At 51.8% G+C, this 19,902-nt stretch carries 20 protein-coding genes, 1 pseudogene and 1 other annotated feature; of the genes and pseudogenes, 10 read left to right on the forward strand and 11 right to left on the reverse strand.

What is annotated here, in order from left to right:
• Position 1: 1 nt before the first annotated feature.
• The 7 genes from OGX83_RS15285 (at position 2) to OGX83_RS15315 (ending at position 5,988) form a co-directional block, all read left to right on the forward strand.
• Entirely contained in the window at positions 2-1,114 is a 1,113-nt protein-coding gene (locus tag OGX83_RS15285; RefSeq protein ID WP_286588433.1) for a 1-propanol dehydrogenase PduQ, read from the forward strand.
• Positions 1,111-2,466, forward strand: coding sequence for a cobalamin reductase PduS (pduS, locus tag OGX83_RS15290; RefSeq protein WP_286588435.1), 1,356 nt, complete (start codon positions 1,111-1,113; stop codon positions 2,464-2,466). The genes OGX83_RS15285 and pduS overlap by 4 nt, the downstream gene beginning before the upstream one ends.
• Positions 2,467-2,468: 2 nt before the next feature.
• Positions 2,469-3,023 carry a propanediol utilization microcompartment protein PduT gene (gene pduT, locus OGX83_RS15295; protein WP_003030201.1) on the forward strand — a complete coding sequence of 185 codons (555 nt, stop codon included), beginning with the start codon at positions 2,469-2,471 and terminating at the stop codon, positions 3,021-3,023.
• Positions 3,023-3,373: a propanediol utilization microcompartment protein PduU gene (gene pduU, locus OGX83_RS15300; RefSeq protein WP_286588437.1), complete on the forward strand. Its 351-nt coding sequence runs from the start codon at positions 3,023-3,025 to the stop codon at positions 3,371-3,373. The genes pduT and pduU overlap by 1 nt, the downstream gene beginning before the upstream one ends.
• A gap of 4 nt (positions 3,374-3,377) precedes the next feature.
• On the forward strand, positions 3,378-3,830 hold the full coding sequence (gene pduV, locus OGX83_RS15305; RefSeq protein WP_008785152.1) for a propanediol utilization protein PduV: 453 nt from the start codon (positions 3,378-3,380) through the stop codon (positions 3,828-3,830).
• Entirely contained in the window at positions 3,815-5,029 is a 1,215-nt protein-coding gene (locus OGX83_RS15310) for an acetate/propionate family kinase (RefSeq protein ID WP_008785153.1), read from the forward strand. Before pduV ends, OGX83_RS15310 begins: the two co-directional genes overlap by 16 nt.
• Before the next feature lie 92 nt (positions 5,030-5,121).
• Positions 5,122-5,988, forward strand: a complete 867-nt coding sequence (locus tag OGX83_RS15315; RefSeq protein WP_003834174.1) for a GHMP family kinase ATP-binding protein — start codon at positions 5,122-5,124, stop codon at positions 5,986-5,988.
• A gap of 40 nt (positions 5,989-6,028) precedes the next feature.
• Here the strand turns inward: OGX83_RS15315 and OGX83_RS15320 are convergent, their stop codons facing one another.
• The 7 genes from OGX83_RS15320 to phsA form a co-directional block, all read right to left on the reverse strand.
• The gene (locus tag OGX83_RS15320; RefSeq protein WP_003834176.1) at positions 6,029-6,364 is read right to left on the reverse strand and encodes a DUF496 family protein; all 336 of its coding nucleotides are present in this window, start codon (positions 6,362-6,364) and stop codon (positions 6,029-6,031) included.
• 238 nt (positions 6,365-6,602) lie between these two features.
• On the reverse strand, positions 6,603-7,661 hold the full coding sequence (locus OGX83_RS15325) for an FUSC family protein (RefSeq protein WP_008785155.1): 1,059 nt from the start codon (positions 7,659-7,661) through the stop codon (positions 6,603-6,605).
• 107 nt (positions 7,662-7,768) lie between these two features.
• Entirely contained in the window at positions 7,769-8,236 is a 468-nt protein-coding gene (gene sbmC / locus OGX83_RS15330; RefSeq protein WP_008785156.1) for a DNA gyrase inhibitor SbmC, read from the reverse strand.
• 123 nt (positions 8,237-8,359) lie between these two features.
• Entirely contained in the window at positions 8,360-9,532 is a 1,173-nt protein-coding gene (gene dacD, locus OGX83_RS15335) for a serine-type D-Ala-D-Ala carboxypeptidase DacD (RefSeq protein ID WP_032941959.1), read from the reverse strand.
• A 139-nt stretch (positions 9,533-9,671) separates the two neighbouring features.
• Positions 9,672-10,439, reverse strand: a complete 768-nt coding sequence (gene phsC, locus OGX83_RS15340) for a thiosulfate reductase cytochrome B subunit (RefSeq protein WP_286588440.1) — start codon at positions 10,437-10,439, stop codon at positions 9,672-9,674.
• Positions 10,436-11,014 (reverse strand): thiosulfate reductase electron transport protein PhsB, encoded by a 579-nt coding sequence (gene phsB / locus OGX83_RS15345; RefSeq protein ID WP_003834185.1) that lies wholly within the window; start codon positions 11,012-11,014, stop codon positions 10,436-10,438. The genes phsC and phsB overlap by 4 nt, the downstream gene beginning before the upstream one ends.
• Positions 11,015-11,028: 14 nt before the next feature.
• Positions 11,029-13,302 carry a thiosulfate reductase PhsA gene (gene phsA / locus OGX83_RS15350; RefSeq protein WP_286588442.1) on the reverse strand — a complete coding sequence of 758 codons (2,274 nt, stop codon included), beginning with the start codon at positions 13,300-13,302 and terminating at the stop codon, positions 11,029-11,031.
• A 400-nt stretch (positions 13,303-13,702) separates the two neighbouring features.
• Between phsA and sbcB the strand changes: the two genes are divergently transcribed.
• A complete protein-coding gene (sbcB, locus tag OGX83_RS15355; RefSeq protein ID WP_286588444.1) occupies positions 13,703-15,127 on the forward strand; it encodes an exodeoxyribonuclease I in 1,425 nt (474 codons plus the stop codon).
• Between the two features lie 58 nt (positions 15,128-15,185).
• On the opposite strand, the gene plaP is transcribed toward sbcB, so the two are convergent.
• From plaP to OGX83_RS15370, 4 genes and pseudogenes are all read right to left on the reverse strand, one after another.
• On the reverse strand, positions 15,186-16,547 hold the full coding sequence (plaP, locus tag OGX83_RS15360; protein ID WP_003834188.1) for a putrescine/proton symporter PlaP: 1,362 nt from the start codon (positions 16,545-16,547) through the stop codon (positions 15,186-15,188).
• Positions 16,537-16,599, reverse strand: a complete 63-nt coding sequence (gene yoeI / locus OGX83_RS22805) for a membrane protein YoeI (RefSeq protein WP_099045591.1) — start codon at positions 16,597-16,599, stop codon at positions 16,537-16,539. The genes plaP and yoeI overlap by 11 nt, the downstream gene beginning before the upstream one ends.
• 162 nt (positions 16,600-16,761) lie before the next feature.
• Positions 16,762-17,746, reverse strand: a pseudogene (locus OGX83_RS15365) (LysR family transcriptional regulator).
• A gap of 41 nt (positions 17,747-17,787) precedes the next feature.
• Positions 17,788-18,612, reverse strand: coding sequence for an SDR family oxidoreductase (locus OGX83_RS15370; RefSeq protein WP_008785162.1), 825 nt, complete (start codon positions 18,610-18,612; stop codon positions 17,788-17,790).
• 174 nt (positions 18,613-18,786) lie between these two features.
• Between OGX83_RS15370 and hisL the strand changes: the two genes are divergently transcribed.
• Both hisL and hisG read left to right on the forward strand, forming a co-directional pair.
• Entirely contained in the window at positions 18,787-18,834 is a 48-nt protein-coding gene (hisL, locus tag OGX83_RS15375; protein ID WP_100250077.1) for a his operon leader peptide, read from the forward strand.
• Positions 18,810-18,932, forward strand: a sequence feature (His leader region). It overlaps the preceding gene by 25 nt.
• Positions 18,933-18,978: 46 nt before the next feature.
• A complete protein-coding gene (hisG, locus tag OGX83_RS15380) occupies positions 18,979-19,878 on the forward strand; it encodes an ATP phosphoribosyltransferase (protein WP_003834191.1) in 900 nt (299 codons plus the stop codon).
• The last annotated feature ends 24 nt before the right edge of the window (positions 19,879-19,902 follow it).

A 19,902-nucleotide genomic window follows, 5' to 3' on the forward strand; every position in this document is an offset into this window, starting at 1 on the left:
TATGAATAGCTTTTCACTGCAAACTCGATTGTACAGCGGCCAGGGAAGTCTGGATGTGCTCAAGCGTTTCACGAATAAGCATATCTGGATTATTTGCGATGGTTTTCTCGCGCGTTCTCCCCTGATTGAAAAGCTGCGCAACGCTCTGCCAGCGGATAACCGCATCAGCATTTTCAGCGATATCACCCCCGATCCCACCATCGGCACGGTAGTTCAAGGGATTGCACAAATGCAGTCCCTGCAACCAGACGTCGTGATGGGTTTTGGTGGCGGCTCAGCACTGGACGCCGCAAAAGCCATCGTCTGGTTCAGCCGACAGTTCGGTATTGAAATTGAAACCTGTGTCGCAATTCCCACCACCAGCGGCACAGGCTCCGAGGTAACCAGTGCCTGCGTGATTAGCGATCCGGATAAAGGCATTAAATATCCATTATTCAATAATGCGCTTTACCCGGACATGGCCATCCTTGATCCAACGTTGGTCGTCAGCGTACCACCTGCCATCACCGCGAATACCGGCATGGACGTGTTAACGCATGCACTGGAGGCTTACGTGTCCACGAAGGCCAGCGACTTCACAGACGCACTGGCTGAAAAAGCGGCTCAAATCGTCTTCCAGTACCTGCCTGTCGCCGTCAGCAAAGGCGACTGTCTGGCAACCAGGGGGAAAATGCACAATGCATCAACGCTCGCGGGAATGGCATTTAGTCAGGCTGGACTGGGGATCAATCATGCGATTGCCCATCAGTTGGGCGGTCAGTTTCATCTGCCGCATGGACTTGCCAATGCGCTGCTGCTGACCCATGTCATTCATTTTAATGCCCGCGACCCGCGGGCTGCGAAGCGCTATGCCCGTTTTGCTAAAGCCTGCCACCTATGCCCGGATAACGCGAACGATACAGCGGCATTGAATGCGCTCATTCATCATATCGAGCTACTGAAAAAACAGTGTGCGTTGCCTTCTTTTGTTGACGCGCTTAAAGACGGAAAGCAAGCCTGGTCACAACGTATCCCATTGATGGTTCAGGCCGCGCTGGCTGACGTCACGCTGCAAACCAATCCTCGTGTTGCCGATGCCAGTACCATGCAGGAACTGCTTGAGGAATTATTATGAAGACAGCCATGACGGCAGAGTCCACGCTTTATGATGCGCAGACCATTCGCGAACGCGTTCGCGCAGCGGGTGTTGTCGGCGCCGGAGGCGCAGGCTTTCCTGCTCACGTAAAATTACAGGCGCAGGTCGATACCTTTCTGGTCAATGCGGCTGAATGTGAGCCAATGCTGAAAGTTGACCAGCAGTTGATGGCCGTCGAGGCTGATCGACTTATCCGCGGCGTTCAATATGCCATGACGGCGACCGGAGCCAGTGCCGGGATTATTGCGCTCAAAGAGAAATACCAGAAGGCTATCAATGCATTAACGCCCCTTCTGCCTACCGGGATCCGCTTACATATTTTGCCCGATGTCTACCCGGCTGGTGACGAGGTTCTGACCATCTGGATGGCAACAGGTCGGAGAGTTCCGCCTGCCGCGCTGCCAGTCAGCGTCGGTGTAGTGGTCAATAACGTCCAGACCGTACTCAACATCGCCAGAGCAGTTGAGCAGCAGTACCCCGTGACGCGTCGTACCCTGACCGTTAACGGTGCAGTCGCCAGTCCCATCACACTCACTGTCCCTATCGGAATGTCTTTGCGTGACGTTCTGGCGCTGGCCGGTGGCGCAACCGTTGACGATCCCGGCTTTATTAACGGTGGTCCGATGATGGGCGGCCTGATTACTTCACTGGATACCCCCGTAAGCAAGACCACCGGGGGCCTGCTGGTTTTGCCTAAGTCTCATGCGTTAATTCAGCGGCGGATGCAGGATGAACGCACCGTGCTTTCTGTAGCAAAAACCGTTTGCGAGCAGTGCCGTTTGTGTACGGATTTGTGCCCAAGGCATTTGATCGGCCATGAATTATCCCCGCACCTGTTGGTTCGTGCGGTTAATTATCAGCAGGCGGCCACACCACAGCTGCTGCTCACCGCCCTGACCTGTTCAGAATGCAACGTGTGTGAAAGCGTAGCCTGCCCGGTTGGGATTTCACCGATGCGCATCAACCGTATGCTGAAACGCGAACTACGGGCGCTCAACCATCGTTATGAAGGGCCGCTCAATCCTGAGGATGAAATGGCGAAATACCGGCTCATCCCGGTTAAGCGTCTTATTGCCAAACTGGGCCTTAGCGACTGGTATCACGATGCGCCACTGACTGAGACTGATTATTCCACAGATAAAACGACGCTGTTGTTACGCCAGCATATTGGTGCCAGCGCCATCCCATGTGTAGAACAAGGCGAACGCGTTGTTCGCGGTCAATGCGTTGCCGATGTGCCGTCCGGTGCATTAGGCGCGCCTGTTCACGCCAGCATTGACGGTATTGTCAGCGAAATCACTGAGCAATCTATCACGGTAATTAGAGGTTAATCATGTCTCAGGCTATAGGGATTTTAGAACTCACCAGCATTGCCAAAGGGATGGAAGCTGGTGATGCCATGTTAAAAAGCGCGAATGTGAATTTACTGGTCAGCAAGACCATCTGCCCGGGAAAATTTCTACTCATGCTCGGTGGTGACGTAGGTGCCGTACAACAGGCGATTGCCACTGGAACATCTCTTGCTGGCGATATGCTCGTTGACAGTCTGGTACTCCCCAACATTCATGCCAGCGTACTCCCCGCAATCAGCGGACTAAACAGCGTGGATAAGCGTCAGGCAGTTGGTATTGTCGAAACATGGAGCGTTGCTGCCTGCATCTGCGCCGCCGACCGGGCGGTTAAAGCCTCCAACGTCACGCTGGTACGCGTCCATATGGCATTTGGTATTGGCGGCAAGTGCTACATGGTCGTTGCTGGCGATGTATCCGATGTGAATAACGCAGTGACTGTTGCCAGTGAAAGTGCGGGTGAAAAAGGCCTGCTGGTTTACCGCTCGGTCATACCTCGCCCGCATGAAAGCATGTGGCGACAAATGGTGGAGGGATAATGGAAAGACAACCCACCACGGATCGAATGATTCAGGAATATGTACCAGGCAAACAGGTCACGCTGGCGCATCTTATTGCTAATCCAGGTAAAGATTTGTTCAAGAAGCTGGGATTACCAGATTCGGTTTCCGCAATCGGTATTCTGACCATTACCCCCAGCGAAGCCTCAATCATCGCCTGTGATATCGCCACGAAATCCGGGGCGGTAGAGATTGGTTTTCTCGACCGGTTTACCGGCGCGGTGGTACTGACGGGTGATGTTTCCGCCGTTGAGTACGCGCTGAAACAGGTAATCCGAACGCTCGGCGAAATGATGCGTTTTACCGCGTGTCCCATCACCCGGACGTAATCTCATGAAACGTATCATGCTAATTGGCCCCAGCCAGTGCGGTAAAACGTCGCTCACGCAGTGCATGCGGGGAGAGGCGCTTCACTATCAGAAGACCCAGGCCATAGTCTGGTCTCCTACGACAATAGACACACCGGGTGAATATCTTGAGAACCGCTGCCTGTACAGCGCGCTGCTGGCCAGCGCCTGTGAAGCAGACATTATTGCGCTGGTACTCAATGCTGACGCGCCGTGGTCACCATTTTCTCCCGGTTTTACCGGACCAATGAACCGACCCGTTATTGGCCTCGTTACCAAAGCCGATTTAGCCAATCCGCAGCGTATTTCTCTTGTGGAGAGTTGGTTAGTTCAGGCTGGTGCGCAAAAAGTATTTGTCACCAGCGCGCTGGAGAATACTGGGGTCGATGAGATGTTCATTTTTCTGAATGCAAAGGAACCTTCATGTCTCACAAAATAATGGCCATTAATGCAGGTAGTTCCTCGCTTAAATTTCAACTACTGGCGATGCCGCAGGGTGAAATGATCTGTCAGGGGTTGATTGAACGTATCGGTTTGTCTGATGCGCAGGTCACCCTAAAAACGCCAGCGCAGAAATGGCAGGAGACTTTGCCCGTAGCCGATCACCGTGAAGCCGTAACGTTGCTCCTGGAAAAACTGCTCAACCACCACATTATCAACAGTCTGGAAGAGATCGACGGCGTGGGTCATCGCGTCGCGCACGGCGGAGAATCTTTTAAAGACTCCGCGCTGGTAACTGATGAAACGCTGGCAGAAATCGAGCGACTCGCGGAACTGGCCCCTCTGCATAACCCGGTAAATGCGTTGGGGATCGCGGTATTCCGCCAGCTATTGCCCAAAACACCAGCCGTTGCGGTGTTCGACACCGCCTTTCATCAAACGCTTGATGAGCCTTCTTTCATCTATCCCCTGCCCTGGCGTTACTATGCAGAGTTGGGTATTCGTCGCTATGGTTTTCATGGTACCAGCCACAAATACGTTAGCTCACAGCTTGCTGAAAAACTGGGTGTACCACTCAGCGCCCTGCGCGTTGTTTGTTGTCATCTGGGCAACGGCAGCAGCATCTGCGCCATCAAAGGCGGACAATCGGTGAATACGTCAATGGGCTTTACGCCGCAGTCTGGCGTGATGATGGGCACGCGAAGTGGCGATATCGATCCGTCCATTTTACCGTGGATTGCCCTGCGAGAAGGCAAAACACCGCAGCAGCTCAACCAATTGCTCAACAATGAGTCCGGATTGCTCGGTGTTTCTGGCATCTCACCTGACTACCGCGACGTTGAACATGCCGCAGATACGGGCAATCACCAGGCGGCGCTGGCGTTGACGCTTTTTGCTGAGCGCATTCGTGCCACCATTGGTAGCTATATTATGCAGATGGGCGGTCTGGATGCCCTGGTGTTTACCGGTGGTATTGGCGAAAACTCCGCACGGGCGCGCGCTGCGATTTGTCGTAATCTGAATTTCCTGGGGCTGGCCGTTGATGAGGAAAAAAATCAGCGTAATGCCACCTTCATTCAGACTGAAAATGCGATGGTCAAAGTGGCGGTGATTAATACCAATGAAGAGCTGATGATTGCGCAAGACGTTATGCGTTTAGCGATATCTGAAACTGTGACATTGGGCATTCCTGCATAATACTGCCGCACCGCAAATTGCGGCAAATCATGGTAATAGCGCGATCGCCATGACACTATGCGCCGAAGATTGCTGATCACATAGGTGAAGACGTGGCTGTTGCGCAATGTCCCGCATCGTGCGGAGAACTTATCCAGGGCTGGATTCTGGGCAGTGAGAAATTGGTCTCCTGCCCGGTTGAATGGTATAGCACCGTTGAGGTCACTTCAGGTTCACCGCTGACAGATGAACGTCCACTTTCGCGGGCGATGGTTGAGAGGTTATTGCTGCACTGGCAATACCCGGCACAAATGAGTCAGGATATTCGAATTGATGTCCAATCAACCATTCCTGTCGCTAAAGGGATGGCCAGCAGCACAGCGGATATCGCCGCCACGGCAATCGCCACGGCGCAGTATCTGGGTCATCAGCTAGACGAATCTACTCTGGCGCAGCTTTGCGTTTCGCTGGAACCTACCGACAGCACCGTTTTCCGCCAGCTTACGCTGTTCGATCATAACGACGCCTCCACGCAAATTGCTTGTGAAGCCCAGCCTCAACTCGATCTGCTGGTTCTCGAAAGTCCGGAAACCTTGCTTACTGCTGATTATCACCGTACTCCACGCCAGTCAGGGTTACTGGCAGGCGCTCCAGCGCTGAAACGCGCATGGGAAAAGGTACAGGAAGCCTGTATCAGTCAAAATCCTTATCGGATGGGTGAAGCCGCCACGCTGAGCGCGATCGCCAGCCAGTTGCTGTTACCTAAACCAAATTTTGATTCACTTTTAGCGCTGGTAGAAGAATGTGATTTATACGGTGTCAACGTTGCGCACAGTGGCAGCGTAGTCGGTCTGATGCTCGACAGAAAGCGTCATGATGTGGACTACATTAAATGGATGCTGACGCAGAAAAAATTGACGGAACACTGGCCGGAACAGCATTTGTTGCGGATGGTAACTGGCGGGGTCGAACTGCAATAAGGGCCGCCGCTAAGCAGCGACCCGGACAAGCATAAAATCGTTACTCGGCTTTCGCTTCGCCGTTTTTCACTTCGCCCATCGCTTTCAGCTTTTTAGAGATGTCGCGGCGCTCTTTAGAGATCTCAGCGTTTTTGATGATGTAATCATCAACACGATCTTCATAATCGCTTTTCATGCTGGCGATAATGCCCTGAATCGCTTCCACGCTCATTCCAGGCTTGATGTAGTCGCTCAGGTTGTCCAGCAGCAGAACACGTTTCTGGTTGTCACGGATCTTTTTCTCAACGTCCTGGATTTCACGTTGCAGTTTGTTTTTACGACGGAACAGACGAACAAATTCCAGCACGTCCTGGAATGAAGGCTTGGTAGTTTCCATTTTTACACCCCTGATAATGTGAGATTCGGATTCGTTAAAACAACGGCTAAAGTGGGTCAACATTACTTTCATGCCCGCCATACTTCAAGTTGCATCTGCATCGACCATGCATGGTTGAAACCTGAATTATCGAGGGTAAAGCCATTGCAGTTACCAATGGTTTTAGCCTTTTTCAGTATCATACCTCTATTCGTTGCTGAATCGAAGCAGCAGTAGAACCAATCCCCTCATCTGCTCTTTATTTGCGCAGCGCGCGACAGATCAAATGAGAGAGCAACTCCAGCTGTCGCGCCATTTCCATATTTAGCCAAACGTAGCCGTGAATGGGCGTTTCAGCGACATTATCGCCCTTATGCTCAGCAATAAGCTGTCGTAACTCCACCACGGTGTCATTGAGTTTTTCCGTATTGGCAAGCACCGGTTGTGGATTACCTTCATACAATGCGTGGGTTATCGTCAGTAGCGCCTGTTGTGTCCTGAGCTGTGTTTCACGCAAAGTATGCGCATTCAACATGACAAAGTGGCTGGTACGGCTGGCCCAGAGCGCATTGATTTGCAGCTCAAGCATGCAGACCAGGTTGCGATTAACCGTCTGAATAGCTTCAAAGATTGATTTTTGAATGCGGGTTTCTTTGCTGGCAGGAACGATGAGCCCACGCATTTTGACAACATCGCTTAAAAGCTGTTGTAAATGCTTTTCCAGTCGCGGTTGCTCCAGCAGGTTGGGAGATAGCGCAGCCTGATACACCCGATTGTACCCCGTTACGCAATGCGCCAGCTGAATTCGCCAGTGTATAAATGCCCGCTGCGGCCAGATACCGGTAAACAGCATTGCCAGTAATGAACCCAAAATAACATCGCCACCGCGCCATAACGCTGTGTTCATATCACCAGCGGGAGCGCCCACAACAACCGCAAGCGTTATACCAATCAGCAACGCCTGATACGGCTTTTTACCCAGTGCCAGCCAGCCGCAGAGAAACATCGCCACCGCGCACCATATCAGCATTAGCGGAAGTGAAAAGAGCTCCAGACGAAGAGCCACCAGCCCAAGTACCGAACCCAGAATTGTCCCGCCAATACGCTCAAACGCTCTGGGGACAACGTTCCCCCAAAAGGAAATAGGCCCCATGATTACCACCAGCGTAATCAGAGGCCATGTACCTTCAGGAATGTTCAACAGGCGAACCAACAGAAAAGTAAAAAGAAACGCCAGCGCAATGCGAACACCATGCACCACACGATAATGACGATACAAACGAATTTCAAAAGGACTCAGTGACTTATCTGCACGCACTCATGCACTCCGTCAGGGAATTGCAAAGAACAGAATTGTACCTGTTTTTTGAGTGAAAACATCACCCTGATGACCAGGACATTCATCCTGATTTACACCAAAAACAGTTACTTCGACTGTACCGGCACGTACATTTCAATGTCCCAGTAGCCGTCCTCCATGCCATTGTTCATATAAACTTCAAAGCAGGGTTTAGCGGCTATCGCATACGTTGAATCCTGCAGCAGGCGTTCAAAGAACTGATACCACGGCGTCGCGAAGTCATGATTTTCAACGCGCGCAACGGCGATAGCATAGTCGCCCCCCGCCAGTTCGGTCTGGATCACCCCTTCGCTGTTTTCTGGGATCTCAAAACCTTCAGGCACAGACACCACGGTATCACAACGCAGTTTTTCCGCCGGAACAACGTCAGGATTGTCGTAATAAACGGCTATCCATTCCAGCGGTACGATCTGCTTACCGTCAACCCACATCATTAACTGCTCGAAACCCTGCTTTACCGTTTGTTCCCACGGTCCAACCATATGGAAACCGGCAATTATGCGTTTCTCGACCTGCTTTATCTCGTACTCCATATAACCTCCGCTATTACACTGTATTTATATACAGTGTAATTTTTAGGTATGACGGCCACAAGGAATCAGTGATTATTATGTGAGCAGATTCGCACTCTTGCCAGTCAGGCACATCAGGAAAAACTACGCCTTGTGGTGGAAGTAATCGCTCAAACGCGAGAAGACGCCGCCTTCGTTGACAGACTCCAGCGTAACAAGAGGCCAGTGCGCCACCAGTTTATCCCGATCGTAGAGTTCAATTTCCCCCACACGTTGATGGGCAGCAATGGGGGCAACCAGTTCTTTCTTATCAAGAACATATTTTGCCTTGATATTCGCGACTTCGGCTTTAGGCAGGGCCATCCAGAAATCCTGCTCTGTGCCAAGGCTAATTTTTTCTTTATCGCCGTACCAGATCCGTTCAATACCAACCTGCTTACCGCTACGTAATACCTGCACAGTATCGAAGTTCTGTTGTCCCCATTGCAGCAGTTTTCGCGCCTGGTCTTCACGCCCTTTCGCACTCTCCGCCCCCATCACAACTGCAATCAGGCGGCGCTGCCCATCAACGGCAGAAGCAATCAGGTTGAATCCAGCGCCGGAGGTATGTCCTGTCTTCAGACCATCGACGTTCATGGTTTTATCCCACAACAAACCGTTACGGTTTTGCTGCGTGATTCCGTTCCAGGTAAGGCTTTTTTCACTGTACATATGATAGAAATCCGGCTCTCCATGGATGATAGCTCTCGACAGCACGGCCAAATCGTATGCTGAGCTGTGCTGACCTGGCGCATCCAGACCATGTACCGTTTCAAAATGCGTGTCCCGCAAGTTCAGTTTTTGCACATAGTTGTTCATCATCGCGACAAACTGCGGCTGCCCTCCGGCGATGTAATCCGCCAGCGCCACACAGGCATCATTACCGGAATCAACAATTAACCCGCGACTCAGATCGCGCACAGAAACGCGATCACCTTCTTTCAGGAACATTAAGGATGAACCGACGAATACCGGATTATCTTTCGCCCAGGCATCTCGTCCTACAGTGACAATATCTGTCGGACTAATACGCTTGCTGTCGATTGCGCGATCGACAACATAGCCGGTCATCAGCTTGGTCAGGCTGGCAGGGTTGCGCTGCTGGTGTTCATTTCCGGCTGTCAGGATTTGGCCCGTGGTGTAATCCATTAATACCCACGCACCGGCATTAATTGCCGGAGGCTGTGGAGCGAAACTGGCGACGTCGGTCGCGTACGCGGGCGAAAAACTCATCGCAAATAGTGAAGCGGCAATAAACAAACGGCGTTTCAACAGCATGTCCTCAGAAAATGGAGAAATAGCCGTTCTTTTTACGGAAGTTCTGGCGAACAAACATGGATAAATTGCAAGAAAATGTGACATAAGGCACATTTTCTTGCTGTAAGGAAAGGTTTTCAGATATCAACCGCGGCGGGCATTACCCTTTGCGCGGTGCCGTTTCTGCGTGATGGCTGCGATGACGATGATAGCCATCTATCATGCTGCGGAAAATTTGCCCCGGAGTGTCACCCAGCGTGCACAGGTAAATATGTGCACAGATGAACAGTAAGCCGACAATCGCCAACACCATATGCAGCACCAGCATCACAGGCCCTGCCCCTATCACCTGCGGGTAGAGGCATAACAACCCGGTGATGATTAGCAGCGGAACCAGCGCATACATGATGGCCAGATAAGCCAGCTGTTGTAGCGGGTTAAATTTACTCTCTGCCGTTGCGGCAAACGGGTGTGGTTCACCCTTCATGATGCCATACAGATAAAAGCGCGTTTGCAACAAGCAGCGTGATATCAACCCATTAAACTTCACCCGGTAATGACAACCGTTGCCGCTGGTTGCGTTGATTAGCACAAAACCAACCCAGAAGGCCAACAAGGCGAAACCGCACCAGGTATGTACCTGCACCATCAATGCCACCGGTCCGACAGAGAAGTGACCAAACAGGCCACTCAGCAAAAGCAGGATAAAAAGCAGCGCATTACCCCAGTGCCAGCGGCGGACTGCCAGAGAATAAAGGTAATCCCGGTGCTCTTCTCCGGTTGCCGTCTTGGGTGCCAGCATCCGACGTAACAGCGCGTGCATAACCAGGCCCGCAATCATCAGCACAACAACAACGCCTGCATAAATGAGCCACAGCGGCCAGTAGTCCGGCGCATAGTTAAGCTCTGCTCCCCAGATAGAATTCATGCTTTACCCTCCTGATGGATCTCTTTACGCCGATAAACACTCACCGGACCGCTACGCGTATCCTGCTGGCGATAAACCTCTTTTTGATTTATCCAGTGCTGAATTTCCGGATCGTCACGACGACCAAATTTCAGCGCATCCGTCGGACAAACGGAAACGCATGCGGGCGATTGACCGCTCTCGAGTCGGGTATCTGCGCAGAAGTTACATTTGTCGGCAATTCCCGTTTGCGGATTGAGATAACGGACATGGAACGGACAAGCGGCAACGCAGTAGTCACAGCCAATACAGCGAGACTTATCCACTTGCACAATGCCATTTTCGTCGCGAAATGATGCACCGGTCGGACAAACGCTGACACACGGCGCATCTTCACAATGCTGACAGGAAACGCGAACAAACTGGAAGTGGGACAGCACCTCGGGTTCATGTTCGGGTGAACGGATCTGCACCTGTAGACGGCTAAATCCCTCTGGCACATCATTCAGAACTTTGCAGGCAACCGTACATGCCTGACAGCCGATACAGCGTTTCTCGTCATGCAGCATGACATAAGGGTTCGTAGATTGATTCATGATGTTCTCCTTTCTCATGCCCGACGAAGCGTAACGCCAGCGGTGTGGACCACCGTACCGGAAACCGGACTGGTAACATGCGGAAGCAAATTACCGCAATGGATACCGTGCGTTGTCGCAGCGGTTTTGGCTCCCGCCTTGGCGCCAAATCCCATATAAACAAACAGCGTATCGGGCCGAATTCCGGCGGTGACCAGCGCTTTGCCTTTTTCCTTGCCGGTCGCATTTTCCAGCCAGATGTCATCACCGCTTTTGATGCCTTTTTCACGGGCCGTTTGCGGGTGGATCCACACCGCGTTATCCCACATCAACTCGCTAAGCAGTGGCACGTATTGCGTCGCACCGTTGGTATGAACCGCCACTTTTCCCTGGATAAAATAGAGTTCACTGTCGCCTTTAAGCGCAAAATTGCGCGCGCGCGGAATACCGTATCCAGGCAGGAGCGTTTCCAGCTCTTCGGAATAGAGTTCGATTTTTCCTGACGGAGATTTAAAGCGCAGTTGCTCGCCATAGGTACCGTCGCTGTCAACCGCCACCGCGTCCGGATAGCGTTCCACAAACTGACGCACCGCTTCAGGTTCACGCAGCAGCAACGGAACACCCCACTCCCGATACCCTTTCTGACGCAATTCAGCAGATAGCGCATGATCGCCATTAAGCTGGTATAACTGACGCGTTTGCATATCCTGCCATGGGTAGAATTGGCCAAGGCCTAACTGCACGGCCAGCTCTTTCCAGATTTGCCAGCTCGGACGCGCATCACCAATAGGTTCTACTACCTGCTGACGCAGGGCATAGGCTGGATTCAGACCCGACATGTCTGAAACTTCTTCATCGCGCTCAAGGTAAGTACATTCAGGCAAAAGGTAGTCGGCATACGCCGCGCTTTCGCTTAGGTAGACATCACAACTGACCACAAGGTCGAGCTGTTCAACGGTTTTGACCAGATCTGGTCGACAGGTTACGGTTTGGAAAGGGTTGTGTCGGGACATAATCCATCCCTTCACCGGATAAGGCGTCTGGTTTAACACAGCATCAATGATGCTTTGCACCACACCACCGCCCGCCGCGATGTACTTAAACTGCGGGGCTACCAGATCGATACGCTGCGCCGTTGGCTTGGGTAATTTGACATCGGGTTTTGCCAGCACCGGAGCGACCTTCTCTCCAGCCAGCTTATTGTAAGTTGCCGCCGCTTTTTTCTGGTACATACCGCCTTCACGCTCAATATTGCCAAGCAGCACATTGAGGGTAAAAATCATGCGCCGCATATCAATTTCTTCTTGCGAAAACGTCGCGCGATGGCCCGGACTGACGATGGCATGAGGCGCGCAGGCGGCCATTTCGCGGGTGACCCGAACAATGACATCAGCAGGCACATCCGCGAGCTGCTGCGCCCATTCCGGCGTGGTCTCTTGTACCGCTTCTGCCAGTTGCTCAAACCCCGTGGTGTAGCGCGCAACAAAGTCCGCGTCATACAGATTTTCATTGATCATGACGTGACACATGGCCATCAGCACCGGTAAATCGCCGCCCGGCTTGAGCGCATGCCATTCATCCGCCTTGCTGGAGAATACGGACAGACGGGGATCGAAGCTGACCATCTTCGCCCCCTTCTCCTGCGCGGTCATCAGCTCATGCGTATCAGCAACCTCGATCCCTTCATAGAGGTTATGGCCAAAAGAGACCATATAACGGGTATTGGCGATATCCATGGCTAAATCGCCACCCATCATAACTTTAGCGGCAATGGCTTTACCGGCAGGACACGTTGATGCGTGAGTAAAGGTATTCGGTGACCCGAAAGCCGTCGCGAGGTGAAATAAATGGCCAGACAGCGAGCCAGATTTAGACGAGAAGACGACTCCCTGGGGACCATATTGCGTTTTTATTGCCGTCATTTTTTCGGCGATTTCTTTATACGCCTGTTCCCAGCTAATAACCTGCCAGTCACCGCTCCCGCGAGGTCCTGTGCGTTTCATGGGTTTAACAATGCGATGAGGGTCGTTGACCAGGCTAACGCCGCTGCCGCCGCGAGCGCAGACACGTGTCCCCTGCTGTGGCGCATTAGGGTTTCCCTGAATAAAAACCGTTTTATTATTAATCACCTGAGCCTGAATTGGGCAGCGAAAAGAACACATCTCGCACAAACTTGGCGTCAGGGATGTTTTCCCTTTGATACTCTCTGGAGAATTTCGCGCCAGTGCCCCAGGCGGGAAACTGCCTATCGCACAGGCTGAACAGCCTATACCCACTCCTCGCAAAAAATTACGCCGACTAATGCTCATATAACCTCCTGTTATTAGATATATCCAATAATTATATGGCGTTTAGATTATTTATTTTTTACATCAATCACATTTCATTACAATGCATGACAGCGAATTGACATAAATAAAAAAACCATTGTTTATAAAAGATTTTTAAAGTTTCCAGAACACAGTAAATAAAAGGGAAATAACAATAATGGTTATCAGTTAGATTATTTACAAACCCGCAACCTCAAGATATTTTATTTCCGTAATTTATTTTAACAGTGCGGAATTTATTAATTAATTCCATTAATGTCCTGTTTATCTCAATTTTATTGCGTACACAATCCAGCTTCGATAATGCCATAGCTGATTATCTCGCTATTTTTTGGTATTCTTGAACCAGCGCTAAATTGATCCCGGACATAACTGAACAATGAATGACGGCAAGCAGCAACCTGGTTTTCTCTTCCACGATTACGAGACCTTTGGTACCCATCCAGCGCTGGACAGACCCGCGCAATTTGCGGCTATCCGCACAGATAATGATTTCAACATCATCGGTGAACCAGAAGTCTTTTATTGCAAACCCGCGGACGATTATCTGCCGCAGCCTGAGGCGGTGTTGATTACGGGTATCACACCGCAGGAAGCACGAGAAAAGGGAGAGAATGAAGCCGCTTTTGCTGCACGCATCCACGCCCTGTTCACCGTGCCGAAAACCTGTATCCTGGGCTATAACAACGTGCGCTTCGATGATGAGGTGACGCGCAACATCCTGTATCGCAATTTCTACGATCCCTATGCCTGGAGCTGGCAGAACGATAATTCGCGCTGGGATCTGCTGGATGTGATGCGCGCCTGCTATGCCCTGCGCCCTGAAGGCATTAACTGGCCGGAAAACGACGACGGCTTACCCAGCTTCCGCCTGGAGCATTTGACCAAAGCCAACGGTATTGAGCATACCAATGCTCACGATGCTATGGCGGACGTATATGCCACAATCGCAATGGCGCAATTAGTGAAGTCGCGCCAGCCGCGTCTGTTTGATTATCTCTACAGCCATCGTAATAAGCACAAGCTGGCCGCGCTGATTGATGTCCCGCAAATGAAGCCGCTGGTCCATGTCTCTGGTATGTTCGGCGCATGGCGCGGCAACACCAGTTGGGTAGCGCCGTTGGCGTGGCATCCGGAGAATCGTAACGCGGTTATTATGGTCGACTTAGCCGGTGATATTTCGCCGCTGCTCGAACTCGACAGTGACGCCCTGCGCGAGCGGCTCTACACGTCTAAAGCGGATCTGAGTGATAACCCGGCCGTACCGGTTAAACTGGTGCACATCAACAAATGCCCGGTACTGGCACAGGCGAATACCCTGCGTCCGGAAGATGCCGACCGTCTTGGCATTAACCGCCAGCACTGTCTGGATAATCTCAAAGTCCTGCGCGAAAATCCGCAGATACGCGACAAAGTGGTCGCGATCTTTGCAGATGCGGAACCCTTTACACCATCAGATAACGTAGATGCCCAACTTTATAACGGCTTTTTCAGCGATGCTGACCGTGCGGCGATGAAAATCGTTCTGGAAACCGAACCACGCAATTTACCGGCGCTGGATATCTCCTTTGTCGATAAGCGCATTGAAAAACTGTTGTTTAATTACCGTGCACGTAACTTCCCGGGAACGCTGGACGAAGCAGAACAGCAACGCTGGCTGGACCATCGCCGCCAGGTATTCACACCGGAGTTTTTGCAAAATTACGCCAATGAACTGCAGTTATTGAGCCAGCAATATGCGGATAACAAAGAAAAGTTGATGCTGCTGAAATCACTCTGGCAGTATGCCGAAGAGATTGTATAAATCCCACGTATAAAAAAACGGAGAACATGTCTCCGTTTTTTTTAGTTAAATGCTGTTATTACGCGACATCTTCGTCGTACTGCGGTACCGGGTTGCGGAAGCTTTTGGTCACACAAGCCAGGTAAATCAGACCGATACCGGCCCAGATCAGACCCAGAACCATTGAGCTCTCTTCCAGATTCACCCACAGCGCACCAACGGTCAGCGCACCGCACATCGGCAGGAACAGATACTGGAAGTGGTCTTTCAGCGTCTTGTTACGCTTCTCACGGATCCAGAACTGGGAGATCACCGACAGGTTAACGAAGGTAAACGCCACCAGCGCACCAAAGTTAATCAGCGCCGTCGCCATCACCAGGTCGAAGTTGATTGCCAGCAGAGCAATCGCACCAACCAGAATGATGTTCATAGACGGAGTACGCCATTTCGGGTGTACATAACCGAAGAAACTTTTCGGGAACACGCCGTCACGCCCCATCACGTACATCAGACGCGCTACGCCAGCATGCGCCGCCATACCGGACGCCAGTACGGTAATGGTAGAGAAAATCAGCGCGCCAACCTGGAAGAACTTACCGGCGACGTACAGCATGATTTCCGGCTGTGAAGCGTCTGGATCTTTGAAGCGCGAGATATCCGGGAAGTACAGCTGCAACAGATAGGTGGAGACGATAAAGATCAGGCCACCAATCAGCGCGGTCAGGAAAATCGCACGCGGGATCACACGCTCAGCGTCTTTGGTTTCTTCTGACAGGTTGCTGATACCGTCAAAACCGGTGAACGAGAAGCACAGGATCGTAGCGCCCGTGATCATCGGGATCACGTGTGCATCACCTGACCAGAACGGACGGCTGCTCGCCAGCGTACCGGCACCTTCCCCTTCGAACACGCCATAAACGACCATGCCGAGGATCACTGCAATCAGCACCACCTGCAACAACACGATTACGGTGTTGAAATTCGCAACGGATTTAAGGCTGCGCAGGTTAAAGGCGGTCATAAAGGCCACCAGCGCCACCACGAATATCCATGACGGTATCGACGGCACCAGGGCTTCAAAATAAATTTTTGCCAACAGAATGTTGATCATCGGAGCGAACAGGTAGTCCAGCAGTGATGACCAACCCACCATAAAGCCAACGGTCGGGCTAATGGATTTCTGGGCGTAAGTGTAGGCAGAGCCTGCAGACGGATAGCGACGCACCAGTTTACCGTAGCTCAGTGCGGTAAAGAGGATGGCGATCAGTGCAAAGGCGTAAGCTGTCGGGACGTGACCATCGGTCATTCCTGATACGATACCGAATGTATCGAACAGCGTCATCGGCTGCATATAGGCAAGGCCCATCATGACAACCGGAACCAGCGTAAGCGTTTTACGTAATTCCACGCGAGAGGTGTTTGGAGTAGCGTTATGCGACATGGTTATCCCCCATTACGGCGAAAACCGTCGCGTAAGCAAAAAATTGCCCCATTTTTTGTTAATCCTCAGCGACAACAACTGTCGATTTTTAAGTAAGTATCTATCCGGTACGAAGCCCGGCCTCTTTTATGAATGATTGGTTTGATGCAAAAAAATAACCGACGCGTATTAAAACGTCGGTTAATGTCATTTTTTGCAAGCGGCGTATTTTGCCCTAAATTGGGGAGAAATAACAAGAGATTGAAGTAGCCACAAAAGAATATTTTTTCTTAACTGATTGATTTATCAGCAGCCGTTTTAACATACACCCCCGCAATAGCACTATTTGCTAAAATCTCATCCCGCCACCAGGCACTGGCCAACCCGGCGGTCTGTTCATTCCAGCCTATCCACACGGGTTCAAAGACAATTTGCGCGACCACTTTTTTCTCAATCAGTGCGCCGCTCTCCAGAAATCGCTGCGCCAGGTAGCGCGGAATATAGCCACATCCCAGACCGCTGATTTGCAGTTCCAGCTTGGTTTTGAAGTCAAAAACGGTAATGGCTTCTTGATCGTCAAGCACCTGGGAGCCTGAGACGTTGGCATGCTGCGCATTGTCCCCCACCACAATGGCGCGAAAACGGCGAACGGTACGACGATTTAACGGTTCCTGTTCCTGCGCCAGCGGGTGATGCGGCGCAACCACAAACACCTGTTCCAAAACCCCGAGCCGTGCAAAGCCAAATTCACTCGCTGCAGGGGGTTCATGCATGGCGCCAACGATAATATCCGCCCGGCCCTGAGTCAGGGCATCCCAGGAGCCGCCCAGCACGCCATTGATAAATTTCAGGCGCGTCACGCTGTGGTGTTGATAGAAAGATTCGATGAGTGGGGCCAGCAGTGAAAAGGGAAACGTATCATCTACGCCAATAACCAGTTCATTCTCCCAGCCTTCGTGAAGTTTAATCGCCTGCTTTTCAAGTTCGCGGACGGTGTGCAGCACCTCCCGCCCCTTTTCCAGCAGCATCTGCCCGGTGCGGGTGAACTTAGCCCGGTGTCCGCTGCGATCGAGTAGCTGAATATTAAGATCGCTTTCCAGCTTATGGACGGTGTAGCTGAGCGCAGACGGCGTCTTAAACAATTTTGCCGACGCCGCCGCGAAACTGCCCTCTTTTTCTAATGCATCGAGGATGATAAGAACGTCCAGCAGTGGTTTCATACTCGCCCCCTGGCGGTATACAGCGGCACTCTGCTGGATTGTCACTCCATCGGCATCACCAGCGGGTCAGGATACTGGTACTCAAACCCAAGCTCATTACAAATACGGTTGCCATCAATGACTTTACCTTTACCGTTATCCGTACCGCCGCGAAATTCCGGCGGCTCCATCCCCAACTGGCGGGCCATCTGCGGATAGAACACGTTACGCGCCGGATGCATAGGCGCACATATATTATAGATGTGTCCCCCTTTAGGCGCTTGCAGCAGTAACGTGATGGCAGAAACCACATCGTCCAGATGCACCAGATTGACGCCATGATGTCCGTCTGGTGCCGTCTTGCCGGCAAAGAAGCGACCAGGATGTCTTCCCGGACCGACCAACCCGGCCAGACGCAAAATATCCACCGACGTGCCTGGCAAATTGTGCAACCAGTCTTCAAGTTCTTTCAGGACACGACCGCTCGCCGTGACCGGATTACGCGGCGTCCCCTCTTTCACTGTGCCTTGAACGTCACCATAGACTGACGTCGAACTGGTAAAAATAATTCGTGGGATCCGATACGCCAGCGCGCTGTCGACCAGCTCCTGCATTGCCTGCAAGTAAAATGCTTCCCCAGGACCGCTACGACGCGCAGGCAGCGTAATAACCAGCGCATCGGCGTCCATCAGTGCATCGAGATCGTCAGCCTCACAGACCAGTTCAGGTTCCAGGCGCAGCGAATAACTCTCGATACCGCTCATGCGGGCCGCTTCCACCCCATCCAATGTGGTTTTGCTGCCGGTAACCTGCCAGCCTCTCGCCGCCAGCGACATGGCTAACGGCATGCCTAACCAACCTAACCCGACAATTGCGACCTTTTTCATGCCTTCTCTCCTGACTTTTGGCCTATAACGCAAGGCTACGCCAGCCCACGGTGGCTGACAATTCATAGTATCAATATGAAATGAATTAATGATCAAAAAAAGCCCTTGCTTTCCGTAGCTAAAGTGGTTTAGGTTAAAAGACATCAAATGAATAAACATTCATCGAGAAAATTTATGACACGCGCTCAATTCAAACACCATCATCACCATCATCCTGACTAGTCTTTCAGGCGATGTGTGCTGGGAGACGTTTAAATCTTCCAGCGGTGCATGAGCGTATGAGAAAGCCCCCGGAAGATTTCTTCCGGGGGCTTTTTTTTTGTGCGTGACCCAAACTGATTCAGACAGGATAACGAGGAATAAAGAATGTTAGACAACACCCGTTTACGCATAGCTATGCAGAAATCAGGCCGCTTAAGCGATGATTCACGCGAATTACTGGCCCGTTGCGGCATTAAAATTAATCTTCACACCCAGCGCCTGATTGCGATGGCGGAGAACATGCCGATCGATATTCTGCGCGTGCGTGATGACGATATCCCCGGTCTGGTGATGGACGGTGTCGTTGACCTCGGCATCATCGGGGAAAACGTTCTGGAAGAGGAACTGCTCAACCGCCGGGCACAGGGTGAAGACCCTCGCTATTTTACTCTGCGCCGTCTGGACTTCGGCGGCTGCCGTCTCTCGCTGGCTACCCCGGTTGATGAAGCCTGGGATGGTCCGGCAGCGCTGAACGGTAAACGTATCGCGACCTCTTACCCACACCTGCTCAAACGTTATCTCGATCAGAAAGGAGTTTCGTTTAAATCTTGTCTGTTAAACGGCTCAGTAGAAGTCGCTCCCCGTGCGGGTCTGGCTGATGCGATTTGCGATCTGGTGTCCACCGGCGCAACGCTTGAAGCCAACGGTCTGCGCGAAGTAGAAGTGATCTACCGCTCTAAAGCCTGTCTGATTCAGCGCGACGGCGAAATGGCCGAAGCCAAGCAACAACTGATCGACAAACTGCTAACCCGTATCCAGGGGGTTATTCAGGCCCGTGAATCCAAATACATCATGATGCACGCGCCGAGCGAGCGTCTGGACGAGGTCATCGCCCTGCTGCCCGGCGCTGAGCGCCCTACCATTCTGCCTCTGGCAGGCGACCAGCAGCGTGTTGCCATGCACATGGTCAGCAGCGAAACCCTGTTCTGGGAAACAATGGAAAAACTGAAAGCGCTCGGTGCCAGCTCAATTCTGGTGTTGCCGATTGAGAAGATGATGGAGTGATCTGATGCCTGATGGCGCTTCGCT

It is taken from the genome of Citrobacter sp. Cpo074, from assembly GCF_030332745.1.
Classification (GTDB): Bacteria; Pseudomonadota; Gammaproteobacteria; order Enterobacterales; family Enterobacteriaceae; genus Citrobacter; species Citrobacter portucalensis.